The sequence below is a fragment of the Ruegeria sp. YKSD179 genome, assembly GCF_059612885.1.
In genome coordinates, this window is sequence record NZ_JBXWRL010000021.1 from 13,103 (window position 1) to 25,069 (window position 11,967).

13 protein-coding genes are annotated in these 11,967 nt (G+C 55.1%); 11 read left to right on the forward strand and 2 right to left on the reverse strand.

Annotation, left to right across the window (positions count from 1 at the left end):
- Positions 1 to 5: 5 nt before the first annotated feature.
- Positions 6 to 836 carry a methyltransferase domain-containing protein gene (locus tag AC2FNE_RS12135; protein ID WP_496805461.1) on the reverse strand — a complete coding sequence of 277 codons (831 nt, stop codon included), beginning with the start codon at positions 834 to 836 and terminating at the stop codon, positions 6 to 8.
- Here AC2FNE_RS12135 and AC2FNE_RS12140 point away from each other — a divergent pair.
- Genes AC2FNE_RS12140 through AC2FNE_RS12155 form a run of 4 tightly spaced genes read left to right on the forward strand, consistent with a single transcriptional unit; the run spans position 835 to position 3,161 of the window.
- Complete coding sequence (locus AC2FNE_RS12140) at positions 835 to 1,581, forward strand: double zinc ribbon domain-containing protein (protein ID WP_496805462.1); 747 nt, start codon at positions 835 to 837, stop codon at positions 1,579 to 1,581. The genes AC2FNE_RS12135 and AC2FNE_RS12140 overlap by 2 nt on opposite strands.
- Before the next feature lie 37 nt (positions 1,582 to 1,618).
- Complete coding sequence (gene grxC / locus AC2FNE_RS12145) at positions 1,619 to 1,876, forward strand: glutaredoxin 3 (RefSeq protein ID WP_170607486.1); 258 nt, start codon at positions 1,619 to 1,621, stop codon at positions 1,874 to 1,876.
- The gene (locus tag AC2FNE_RS12150; RefSeq protein ID WP_496805484.1) at positions 1,876 to 2,706 is read left to right on the forward strand and encodes a carbon-nitrogen hydrolase family protein; all 831 of its coding nucleotides are present in this window, start codon (positions 1,876 to 1,878) and stop codon (positions 2,704 to 2,706) included. The genes grxC and AC2FNE_RS12150 overlap by 1 nt, the downstream gene beginning before the upstream one ends.
- A gap of 14 nt (positions 2,707 to 2,720) precedes the next feature.
- A complete protein-coding gene (locus AC2FNE_RS12155) occupies positions 2,721 to 3,161 on the forward strand; it encodes a MarR family winged helix-turn-helix transcriptional regulator (protein WP_170474390.1) in 441 nt (146 codons plus the stop codon).
- A gap of 2 nt (positions 3,162 to 3,163) precedes the next feature.
- Here the strand turns inward: AC2FNE_RS12155 and ubiG are convergent, their stop codons facing one another.
- Positions 3,164 to 3,910: a bifunctional 2-polyprenyl-6-hydroxyphenol methylase/3-demethylubiquinol 3-O-methyltransferase UbiG gene (gene ubiG / locus AC2FNE_RS12160; protein ID WP_496805463.1), complete on the reverse strand. Its 747-nt coding sequence runs from the start codon at positions 3,908 to 3,910 to the stop codon at positions 3,164 to 3,166.
- Between the two features lie 48 nt (positions 3,911 to 3,958).
- Here ubiG and pip point away from each other — a divergent pair, with 48 nt between their 5' ends.
- The 7 genes from pip (at position 3,959) to infB (ending at position 11,948) form a co-directional block, all read left to right on the forward strand.
- A complete protein-coding gene (gene pip / locus AC2FNE_RS12165; protein WP_170474396.1) occupies positions 3,959 to 4,936 on the forward strand; it encodes a prolyl aminopeptidase in 978 nt (325 codons plus the stop codon).
- Complete coding sequence (locus AC2FNE_RS12170; protein WP_170607490.1) at positions 4,933 to 5,754, forward strand: ABC transporter substrate-binding protein; 822 nt, start codon at positions 4,933 to 4,935, stop codon at positions 5,752 to 5,754. The genes pip and AC2FNE_RS12170 overlap by 4 nt, the downstream gene beginning before the upstream one ends.
- Before the next feature lie 71 nt (positions 5,755 to 5,825).
- A complete protein-coding gene (locus AC2FNE_RS12175; RefSeq protein ID WP_496805464.1) occupies positions 5,826 to 6,452 on the forward strand; it encodes a CDGSH iron-sulfur domain-containing protein in 627 nt (208 codons plus the stop codon).
- Positions 6,453 to 6,615: 163 nt separating this feature from the next.
- Positions 6,616 to 7,206, forward strand: a complete 591-nt coding sequence (rimP, locus tag AC2FNE_RS12180; protein WP_170474404.1) for a ribosome maturation factor RimP — start codon at positions 6,616 to 6,618, stop codon at positions 7,204 to 7,206.
- Entirely contained in the window at positions 7,206 to 8,819 is a 1,614-nt protein-coding gene (gene nusA, locus AC2FNE_RS12185) for a transcription termination factor NusA (protein ID WP_170607495.1), read from the forward strand. Before rimP ends, nusA begins: the two co-directional genes overlap by 1 nt.
- A gap of 22 nt (positions 8,820 to 8,841) precedes the next feature.
- Complete coding sequence (locus tag AC2FNE_RS12190; protein WP_170474409.1) at positions 8,842 to 9,465, forward strand: RNA-binding protein; 624 nt, start codon at positions 8,842 to 8,844, stop codon at positions 9,463 to 9,465.
- Positions 9,466 to 9,473: 8 nt separating this feature from the next.
- The gene (gene infB, locus AC2FNE_RS12195) at positions 9,474 to 11,948 is read left to right on the forward strand and encodes a translation initiation factor IF-2 (RefSeq protein ID WP_170607496.1); all 2,475 of its coding nucleotides are present in this window, start codon (positions 9,474 to 9,476) and stop codon (positions 11,946 to 11,948) included.
- Positions 11,949 to 11,967 lie beyond the last annotated feature (19 nt).

The window sequence follows — 11,967 nt, forward strand, 5'->3', positions numbered from 1 at the left end:
GCTCGTCAATCAGGCAGTTTACGTTCATCTGTGCGTAGGGCATGAGCCAGCCGCGTCTGGGCCGACCCCGGACGGAGCGGTTTGGGCTGGCTGTCATCTGGTGACCAGCCGGTGAGGCAAATCAATTCGAAAGTAGCTGTCAGGCGCCCAGAAGGAGATGTGAAATTCTCCGAATAAATGGCCTGTGCCGCGTTGAACAGCCCTCGACGGGTAAGTGTTCTTCGACGCGCTGAAAGTGCATTCGTTTCTCCCATGGATCGAAGATCATGCATCAGATGCCACAGATCGCGGTATTCCACACTCAGCAGCACGGAGTCTGCTACCGGCAGCGCAAATCCGGCTCTCTGCAGCAAACCTCCTAAATCACGCAGTTCGCCCATAGGAGCGACGCGTGGGCTTAGCCCGCCGGTTATTTCGATCTCAGCTTGACCCAATGCGGCGCGTAATTCGGTCAAGGTATCGCCGCCCAAACAGATTGCCAGCAGCAATCCGTCTGGGCGCAACGCCCGGTGGCATTGGATTAATTGACCGACTGGATCGTTGGCCCAGTGTAAAGCCATGGCGTGGATCACTAGGTCATTCGAAGCCGGAGACAGTTCCAGTACGTCATCGTCCAAAACAACGTCGGCCTCCGGAAACCTTTCGGTCCAGACTTTTGGGAACGGGCTGACAATTATGGGAGACGTAAATGTCTTGTTAACCAAATTCAGGCGATCATGTACTTCATCAGCCGCTGCGCGATGCAGAAACAGATCCTCGATGCGCGCCCGGGCGCGGTGAAGGGCAAGGATCTTACGATCAAAAAGTGAGGGTGCGTTGGAGGCAGGTAACTTCATGAGCTGCACGTATCGCATTCGTCAAGGGATTCAAACTGCTGTTGAGCTAATCTATCCACCGCGTTGCACGGGTTGCGGCGACCTGACGGAATCAGATTTCGGCCTCTGTGGCAAATGCTGGAGGGAAACACCGTTTATCAGTGGGACAGTCTGCGAGAGTTGCGGGATGCCGTTACCCGGTGCAAAAGACGGGTATCGTGTCGAATGTGACGATTGCCTGAAATCACCGCGCCCTTGGAGGGATGGCCGGGCCGCCCTGATTTATCAGGGAAAGGCACGATCATTAGTTCTCGCCCTAAAACACGGAGATCGCCCAGAGTTGGCGCGACCCGCTGCGCGCTGGATGTTTCAGGCCGGGCGCGAGCTTTTTTGTCAAAACATGCTCGTTGCCCCTGTCCAGTTGCATTGGACCCGCCTGTTGAAGCGTCGATATAATCAATCCGCCTTACTGGCTCAGCAATTGGCACGGGAAAGTGGAATGGACTGGTGCCCGGACCTGTTGGTGCGGACTGAAAGAACACCGGTTTTGGATGGAAAGACTGCCGCAGAGCGCGCCCAAGTCATGTCAGGATCGGTCTCTGTTAATCAGCGGTGGGCGGAACGACTCCAAAAGCGTAAAGTGCTATTAGTTGATGACGTGATGACTTCGGGCTCGACCCTATCAGCCTGCGCGAGTGCATGTGTTTCATCCGGGGCCAATCATATTTTCGTGTTGGTGCTGGCGCGCGTTGCCAAGGATGCCTAATTCGCGCAGGATTGTGCGAAACCCAAAGGTACGGAATATGAAGCCGGTTGAAATTTATACCTCGCCTTTATGTGGTTATTGCCACGCGGCCAAACGACTGCTGAAACAGAAGGGCGTCGAGTTCAAAGAAGTCGACGTGCTGCTGCATCCAAAGCGTAAGCCCGAAATGATCGAACGTGCCGGTGGGAAGCGCACAGTGCCGCAGATTTTCATTGGCTCGACGCACGTCGGTGGTTGCGATGATTTGTACGAGCTTGAGCGTCAGGGCAAGCTGGACCATTTGCTTGCTGCATGATGAAGACTGCATTGCTGCAAATCACTTCGTCTGACGATCCGGCCGAAAACTTGGAAATGGTTCGGTCCATGACGAGCGATGCCGCCGACATGGGCGCACAGTTCATTCTGACGCCAGAGGTCACAAATTGTGTTTCGACCAGTGCGACGCGTCAAGTTGAGGTTTTGCAGCATGAGGCAGATGACATTACTTTGGCGGGTCTGCGTAGTGAGGCTGCGAAGTTGGGGGTTTGGCTACTGATTGGGTCTCTTGCCATTAAGACGCAGGACAAGGATGGACGTTTTGCAAATCGGTCGTTCTTGATCGATCCGCAAGGGCAGATAGTGGCCCGATATGACAAGATCCACATGTTCGACGTGCAAGTTTCAGAGGCCGAAACTTTTCGGGAGTCCAAGAATTACAGGCCCGGCCGCAAGGCAGTGGTCGCAGAGACAGAGTTTGGAAAAGTCGGCCTGACAATCTGCTACGATATTCGTTTTGCGCATCTCTACGCTGCGCTCACACAAGAAGGCGCGCGCATCCTGACGGTTCCGTCCGCATTCTCTCCGGTGACCGGCGCGGCACATTGGGAATCGTTGTTACGCGCCCGAGCTATTGAAAACGGCTGCTGGGTACTTGCACCTGCGCAAACGGGTGAACACCCGAAAACCCGGGGAAAGACGCGCCACACTCATGGTCACAGCATGGTTGTTTCCCCTTGGGGAGAGGTGCTGATCGACGCAGGGACTGATCCGGGCATTCACATTTTCAATTTGGATGATAGTTCTGTGACAGAGGCGCGCCGTCGTGTGCCCTCGCTTTCACATTGCCGTCCTTTCGACGGACCTTGATCCAGAACCGGACCATGACTGAAGATACAAACGCCCTGGCGGTCACTTTGTTCAGCGAGATTCTGACCGCAGATCAATTATTGCGGAACCGGCTGAGCCGTGTACTGCCAAAAGGTATGGAGATTTCTCACTTTTCGGTCCTGAACCATTTGGTCTTCGCTGGGGACGAGCGCAGTCCGGCACAATTGGCCAATACGTTTCACGTAACACGCGGCGCAATGACCAATACTTTGGCCAAGCTGGAATGGGCAGGTTACATTCACATCCGGCCTGACTGGGACGATGCGCGTAGAAAAATGGTAGCGATCAGCCCAGCAGGTCGTCGTGCGCGGGATCAAGCGATTTCGTCGATAGCTCCGCTGATCAACCAAGTGGTCGAAGAGTTGGGTCATGAACGCGTGCGCGCAACACTTCCTGTCCTTCGCGACTTGAGAATGCAGTTGGAAGGTGAATAGCCTCAGCCGGGCTTTACGCTTGCCGTTACGTAATTCACGCTCAGGTCGCGGTGGGATATGGACCAGCTCCATCGAACTGGGTTGAACACAAATCCCTTGCGATCCACCGGGTTCAATCCGGCGTTTCTCAGCAGCTCGAACAGTTCGTCCGGTGTGATGAACTTATTCCACTCATGCGTACCGCGAGGTAGCCAACGCATTACCACTTCGGCTCCAAAGATGGCCATCGCGTAAGATTTCGGGTTGCGGTTGATGGTCGAGCAAATTTCCAATCCACCGGGTTTCAAAAGTTGTTGCGTTGCCGTCAGAAAACTCAGCGGGTCCGCTACGTGTTCGACAACTTCCATATTCAGAACAATGTCAAATTGTTCGCCTGCTGCTGCCATCGATTCGGCAGTGGCGTGGCGATAATCGATCGAAAGTCCGGATTTTTCGGCGTGAATGCGTGCGACAGGCAGGTTGCCTTCGGCCGCATCCGCACCTACGACTTCCGCGCCAAGACGTGCCATGGGTTCACTTAGCAAACCGCCACCACACCCAATGTCAAGCAGGCGCAAACCTTTAAAAGGGGACAAAGTCGTCAAATCACGATCAAATTCTCCCGTGATCTGCTGTGTGATATAGTCCAACCGACAAGGGTTGAGCATGTGCAGCGGTTTGAATTTTCCGTGCGGGTCCCACCATTCGGCGGCCATAGCCTCGAATTTTGCGATCTCTGACGGGTCCACTGTGTTCGGATGCGCTTGCATTCCTGTCTCCGTATGCTCTTTTACGCTTAGGAACTATATAGGCCAATAATGGACAAGTACTCGGACCAAAAGCGCGCAGTTCAATATTTGTACCCGCCGATCGATCCGTTCGATCAGCGAATGGTGGATATGGGCGATGGGCACCGGATATATGTCGAGCAATCAGGCAATCCGGACGGTATACCTGTTGTTGTTCTGCACGGTGGGCCAGGCGGCGGTTGCAGCCCCGCGATGCGGCGATATTTCGATCCGCAGGCATATCGTGTGATTTTGTTCGATCAGCGAGGGTGCGGACGATCCCGCCCCACCGCGTCGGTACAAAACAACACGACCTGGCATCTTGTCGCCGACATAGAGCGATTGCGGAAGTTGTTCGAGATCGAGAAGTGGATAGCCTTCGGCGGCAGTTGGGGCGCCACTCTTGCACTCGCATATGCGCAAACCCATCCGGGCCGTGTCAGCTGCTTGGTGCTAAGGGGAGTCTTTATGATGACTCAAGCCGAGTTGGATTGGTTCTATGGCGGTGGAGCGGGTAAGTTCTGGCCCGAACAATGGGCCAAATTCACATCTCTGCTGCCGGAGTCGGAACAGTCCGATGCCATAAGGGCTTACAACAAGCGCCTGTTCTCAGGCGATCGCGCGACAGAGATTCTGTATGCCCGGGCCTGGTCTCATTGGGAAAACGCACTTGCATCAATTCACACCAACGGGTCGGTCGGGGAAAGCCCCGGAGAATACGCACGGACCTTTGCCAGACTCGAGAACCATTATTTCATCAACGGCGGTTTCATGGAGTTTGATGGTCAAATCCTAAAGAACATGGACCGGATTGCTCATATCCCGGGCCATATAGTTCAGGGCCGTTATGATATGATCTGTCCACCCAAAGCCGCCTGGAAGCTTTCCGAACGGTGGCCGAACGCCGAGTTGAGAATGGTGCGAAATGCAGGTCACGCCCTTTCAGAGCCGGGCATCAGTGCTGAACTGATCCGAATCATGGATCGCTTGGCGGAGGAGGATGCATGACCCGGATCGATCGCCGAGCGTTGTTTGCATCCGGTGCAGCGGCCGCCTTGCTGGCTGCCACAGGTGCGTCACTTGCGGATATTCCGAAAAAGGGCGGAACCTTGCGTGTGGCAGTGCCCCGCGATGACAGTCTGGAGCAGGTTGCGCGCGGTGCTGTGTTTGACACGCTGACTGAAGTCGCCCCCGATGGTACCCTGCGAGGAGAACTGACGACTGGTTGGGAAACTGACTTCGAGGCGCGGCTTTGGAGTTTTCAGCTTCGCGACGACGTCTTGTTTCACGACGGCGCACCTCTGGATATCCAAGATGTTTTAGTGGTGTTAAGTGAGGTTGGGAAAGTCGAGGCTTTGTCGTCCAATAGCTTGCGGCTTGAGCTTGTTGAGCCCAATCCAGGCTTACCGTTTCTTCTAGCCGATAGCCGCTTTGTCATCACCCGTGGCGGTCAAAGTGTGTCGCCACTGCATGAGGCTAACGGTACCGGTTGTTACAGCGTGGAACGAGCCGAAGACATGCGCCATTTCCTTGGACGTAGGGTTGCGGGGCACTACAAAGACAATTTAGCAGGATGGGCTGAAACGATTGAGGTTATAGTAATCCCTGACGCTCAAGTTCGCGCCGAGGCATTGCGCGACGGTTATGTGGACGTCGCGGCCTTTCCAGACCCCAATGATTTGCGCGGTGTAAGCGGCTTACGGTATTTTCCGTCAAAGGCGGACTCGGCGCTTGCTGTTGCGCCCAACGTAGGTGTGCCACGTCGAGTAGGGGAAGGTCGAGCGCTGGACGACGGCCGCTTGGCTGAAAGATGGTGGTTGGCCTAAAACCTAAGCCCTGAAAAATTGACAAGAAGGTACGTATCACTAACCTGATCAGGTAAGCGGAGGATATTTACATGTCCGATAAAACCATTGTCGAAGAACGCGAAAACGGGCCACAGATTGTAAAAAACCTTCATTCGATGCGTGGTTCCGATGGATCCGAGATTGAAGTTAAACAAGTCATGGCTTTGTGCCGTTGCGGGCATTCGGCAAACAAGCCTTTTTGCGATGGAACACATTCTAAGGTCGGCTTTGAAAGCCGTGGAGGAACCCCAGCTGGCAGCGACCGGATTATCGGATATCGCGGCGAATCTGTGACCGTGAGCTTCAATCCGCTTTTGTGCTCGCATGCAGCTGAATGCGGGCGTCTGGCCTCCAACATTTTTAACCCTTCACAAAAACCATGGGTTCAACCAGACCGCGGAACCACCGAAGAAGTTCGGGAAGTAGTATCTGCTTGCCCTTCTGGCGCTTTGGCCTTGGGAGACGATGAAACCCGAGAGCATCTGCATGCCGCCCGTGCCCAGATCGAGGTGCAAAAGGACGGCCCGTATTGGGTTCTCGGGGTCGAGCCGCCTACCGATTTGCAGGCGAAAGGGGCGTGTCAAAGCAAATATGTTCTGTGCCGTTGTGGCAAATCGGGCAACAAACCTTTCTGTGATGGAACGCATCGTGACATAGGGTGGTCGGACACTGATTAGATGGCAGTTGAACAATATCTGACATTCGCCTTGCAGACTCGGATTATCCTGCGTATATGCAAGTTCAACAGCGGCGTGTCGGGCTAAGGTCCGGGGCTCCACCGGAAAAGATCGACGGGCCGCGCGCCCGTTTTTTTGTGCCCGACCGAAGGGTGAAGACCGAATGACTAACGACTTGATAGCCAAAGCTGCCATTGATAGGCGACTGGCCGAGATCATCACACCGGTGATCGAGGATCTGGGGTATGAGCTGGTCCGCATTCGCCTGATGAGCGGCAAGCAGACCACTTTGCAGATCATGGCCGATAAGCCTGAAGGCGGCATAGAAGTGGACGATTGCGCCGAGATTTCGAACGCTGTCAGCGCGACTTTGGATGTCGAGGACCCGATACTTGACGCTTATACACTGGAAGTATCCAGCCCCGGCATTGACCGCCCTCTGACCCGTCTCAAGGATTTTGAGACGTTCGAAGGTTATGAGGCCAAGATTGAGACCTCAGAGCTGATCGACGGCCGCCGCCGCTTTAAGGGCGAACTTGCCGGGATCGAAGGGGAAGAGGTCTTGATCAACATCCCGGAAGGGTCTGAGGTGATCACTATTGGGCTGAATTTCGATTGGCTCAGCGATGCTAAATTGGTTCTGACCGATGACCTGATCAAAGAAATGCTGCGCCAGCGCAAGGACGCCGGCGCCTTGAACGAAAATGCCTTCGACGAGATTGAGACCGAAGGGTCCGAAGAGGAGACGAACTGATGGCAATTACGTCAGCCAACCAGCTGGAGCTGTTGCAGACCGCCGAGGCCGTGGCACGCGAAAAGATGATCGACCCAGGTTTGGTCGTCGAAGCGATGGAGGAATCGCTCGCTCGTGCAGCCAAGAGCCGCTACGGCGCCGAGATGGACATTCGTGTATCGATTGACCGCAAAACCGGTAAAGCAACCTTTACTCGGGTCCGGACTGTTGTTGAGGACGACGAGCTTGAAAATTATCAGGCCGAGTTTACTGTAGAGCAGGCCAAACAATATATGGAAAGCCCTGAAGTTGGCGATGTGTTTATCGAGGAAGTTCCACCGGTAGAAATGGGGCGGATCGCAGCGCAGTCTGCCAAACAGGTCATTCTGCAGAAAGTTCGCGAAGCAGAGCGGGATCGCCAATACGAAGAATTCAAAGATCGTGCTGGCACAATTATCAATGGTGCTGTTAAACGCGAAGAATTCGGTAATGTCATTATTGACCTTGGTGGAGCCGAGGCGGTTCTGCGGCGCAATGACAAGATCGGCCGCGAAAGCTATCGCCCCAATGATCGTGTACGTGCCTATATAAAAGAAGTGCGTCGCGAAGTCCGAGGGCACCAGATTTTCCTGTCGCGTACAGCGCCAGAGTTTATGGCCGAGCTTTTCAAAATGGAAGTTCCGGAAATCTATGATGGCATTATCGAAGTCAAAGCGGTGGCACGGGATCCCGGATCGCGCGCCAAGATCGCTGTTATTTCGTACGACGGTTCCATTGATCCCGTCGGTGCCTGCGTTGGTATGCGCGGGAGCCGTGTTCAGGCGGTCGTGAATGAACTTCAGGGCGAAAAGATCGATATCATCCCTTGGAATGAAGATCAGCCAACCTTCTTGGTGAACGCTCTGCAACCGGCCGAAGTGTCCAAAGTGGTTCTGGACGAGGAAGCGGGCAAGATCGAGGTTGTGGTCCCCGAGGAACAGTTGAGCCTTGCCATAGGGCGCCGAGGTCAAAACGTACGTCTGGCCAGCCAGCTAACAGGCCTGGACATCGACATAATGACCGAAGCCGAAGAATCGGCGCGTCGCCAGAAGGAATTCGAAGCCCGTACCCAATTGTTTATGGACAGCCTGGATTTGGATGAATTCTTTGCCCAACTGTTGGTTTCCGAAGGCTTCACTAATCTTGAAGAAGTTGCATATGTGGAAATCGAAGAGCTGTTGGTTATCGACGGTGTAGATGAAGGAACCGCGCAGGAACTGCAGACCCGAGCGCGTGAATTCCTTGAGGCTCAGGCCAAAGCGGCTTTGGATGCTGCTCGAGCTTTGGGTGCCGAGGATAGCCTTATTGAATTCGAAGGGCTGACACCCCAGATGGTAGAAGCGCTGGCCAAGGACGATGTGAAGAATTTGGAAGACTTCGCAACGTGCGCGGATTGGGAATTGGCAGGCGGTTGGACAACTGTCGATGGAGAGCGCATCAAGGATGACGGTGTCTTGGAACCTTTTGGCGTTACGCTGGAAGAGGCTCAGGATTTGGTGATGACTGCGCGGATCATGTTGGGTTGGGTTGATCCAGCCGAGTTGGAGCAGGTCGCGGAAGAAGGCGAAGCAGTCGAAGAGGAGGCAGAGGCCTGATTTCAGGCCTCGGATGGTGCGAATGGGTCGCGGCGGCGTCCATAAAGATCGGTCTGACGGACCCGAGCGCAAGTGCATTGCGACTGGCGAAGTACAGCCAAAATATGGGTTGATCCGATTTGTGACGGGACCGGATGGTCAGGTTTATCCGGATGTCGCGTCCAAGCTGCCGGGACGTGGTGTCTACGTAGCCGCTGACCGGGTCGCCTTGGACAAGGCTGTGGGCAAAAAGTTGTTTGCCCGAGGTTTTAAGGCGCAGGTTGGCATACCGAACGACCTAACGGCCGAAGTGGAACGTCAAGTGTTGCGCCGGGTTATTGAATTGCTGAGCCTCGCCCGAAAGTCTGGCGATGCGGTCGCAGGATACGAAAAGGTCAAGACCTGGCTGGACAGGGAAGAAGCTCAGGTGCTGATTCAGGCTGCCGATGGATCGGGGCGCGGAAAGTCAAAATTAAGCACTCCGCACTTTGGAAATTACATCGGCTGGTTGACTGCGGACGAGTTAGGGCAGGCATTTGGGCGCCAAACTGTGATTCATGCGGCGCTCGCCTCTGGCGGACTCGCCAAACGTGTTGTAGAGGAAGCGCAGCGCTTGCGCGGTTTGCGCGAAAAGGATGACGGCGGCAGCGGCCGCTCGGAAGGGTAAGAAGCTTTATGAGCGATAATGACGGCAAAAAGACATTGGGTCTGCGTGGCGGGGCACGTCCCGGAAATGTGAAACAAAGTTTCAGCCATGGACGGACCAAGAATGTCGTGGTGGAAACCAAGCGCAAACGCGTCGTGGTTCCCAAGCCGGGCGCGACCAAGCCCGGTGCTGGCGCCGCACCTTCGGGTGACCCATCGCGTCGACCTGCGGGAATTTCCGATGCGGAAATGGCACGCCGCATGAAGGCGCTGCAAGCGGCCAAAGCAAGAGAGGCTGAAGAGGTCGCCGCACGTGAGGCCGAGGAAAAAGCGCGCGAGGAAGAACGTGCCCGCCGTCGCGCCGAACAAGAGGCCAAGGAACGCGAACAGCGTGAAGCTGAAGAGCGCGCTCGGGCAAAGGCCGAAGAGGAAGAGCGTAGCCGAAAAGAGGCCGAGGAAGCAGCTAAGCTTGCTGCTGCAGCTCCGCCGCCAGAAGAGCCTAAGGCGGCCAGGGCGCCATCGAGCAAACCGGCACCGGCTTCGGCGTCGCGCAAGCAAGATCGCGAACGAGAGCAGCGCGGGTCACGTAAAGGCCGAGAGGACAACCGCCGCTCGGGTAAGCTGACACTGGGACAGGCGACCAGCGGCGAAGGCAGTCGCCAACGTTCCATGGCATCAATGAAGCGAAAGCAGGAGCGCGCTCGTCAAAAAGCTATGGGCGGTACGGTCGAGCGGGAAAAGGTAATCCGTGATGTTCAGCTGCCTGAGGCGATCATGGTTTCCGAGTTGGCCAACCGGATGGCTGAACGAGTCGCCGATGTGGTTAAGTCGTTGATGCAGATGGGTATGATGGTGACGCAGAACCAAACCATCGATGCAGACACTGCGGAACTGATCATCGAAGAGTTTGGTCACAAGGTCACCCGCGTCTCTGATTCGGACGTCGAAGACGTCATTAAGGAAGTTGAAGACGCAGATAAGGATCTCAAACCGCGTCCGCCTGTGATTACGATCATGGGTCACGTTGACCATGGTAAGACCTCGCTGCTGGACGCCATCCGCGACGCCCGGGTTGTGGCTGGTGAAGCTGGTGGTATCACGCAGCATATCGGTGCCTATCAGGTAAAAACTGATGATGGTGTCACACTGACATTCCTTGACACGCCGGGCCACGCGGCATTTACGTCGATGCGCTCGCGCGGGGCTCAGGTGACGGATATCGTCGTTTTGGTTGTTGCTGCTGATGACGCGGTGATGCCGCAGACCATCGAGGCGATCAATCATGCCAAAGCGGCTGGTGTCCCGATGATTGTTGCGATCAACAAGATCGACAAGCCCGAGGCGAACCCGGACAAGGTGCGAACGGACCTGTTGCAACACGAGGTCATCGTCGAAAAGATGTCGGGTGAGGTTCAGGACGTTGAAGTTTCAGCGATTACGGGCCAAGGCCTCGATGAACTGCTGGAAGCTATTGCACTGCAGGCCGAGATTCTGGAACTCAAAGCCAATCCAGATCGGGCAGCGCAAGGCGCCGTGATCGAGGCGCAACTGGACGTGGGTCGTGGCCCCGTAGCTACCGTTCTGGTTCAGAATGGTACACTGCGTCAGGGCGATATCTTTGTTGTTGGCGAGCAGTACGGTAAGGTCCGCGCTTTGATCAACGATAAGGGAGAGCGCGTCAAAGAGGCAGGGCCTTCTGTCCCGGTTGAAGTTTTGGGTCTCAACGGCACCCCTGAAGCGGGTGATGTTCTGAATGTGACTGAAACCGAAGCGCAGGCACGCGAAATCGCAGCCTATCGTGAGCAGGCCGCAAAAGACAAGCGAGCTGCCGCCGGTGCCGCGACCACCCTTGAACAACTGATGCAGAAAGCCAAAGAAGACGAAAACGTCACCGAATTGCCCATTCTGATGAAAGCTGACGTTCAAGGTTCTGCCGAAGCCATTGTTCAGGCAATGGAGAAAATCGGTAACGAAGAAGTGCGTGTACGAGTCCTGCATTCTGGTGTCGGTGCTATCACCGAGACGGATGTTGGACTTGCCGAAGCTTCAGGTGCACCAATCTTTGGTTTTAACGTCCGTGCCAATGCTTCTGCGCGAAATACCGCGAACCAAAAAGGCGTGGAAATCCGTTACTACTCGGTGATTTATGATCTAGTGGACGATGTTAAAGCCGCTGCATCAGGTCTGCTAAGCGCAGAGATTCGTGAGAAATTCATCGGTTACGCCGAGATCAAAGAGGTCTTCAAGGTTACTGGTGTCGGCAAGGTCGCGGGCTGTTTGGTTACAGAAGGTGTGGCACGCCGGTCGGCAGGTGTACGCCTACTGCGCGACAATGTGGTAATCCACGAGGGCACGCTCAAGACGCTGAAGCGTTTCAAGGACGAAGTGGCGGAAGTTCAATCCGGTCAGGAATGCGGTATGGCATTCGAAAACTATGACGATATCCGAGCTGGTGACGTCATCGAGATTTTCGAACGCGAAGAAGTAACTCGCACGCTTGACTAAGCGAGCGACGCGATGAGAG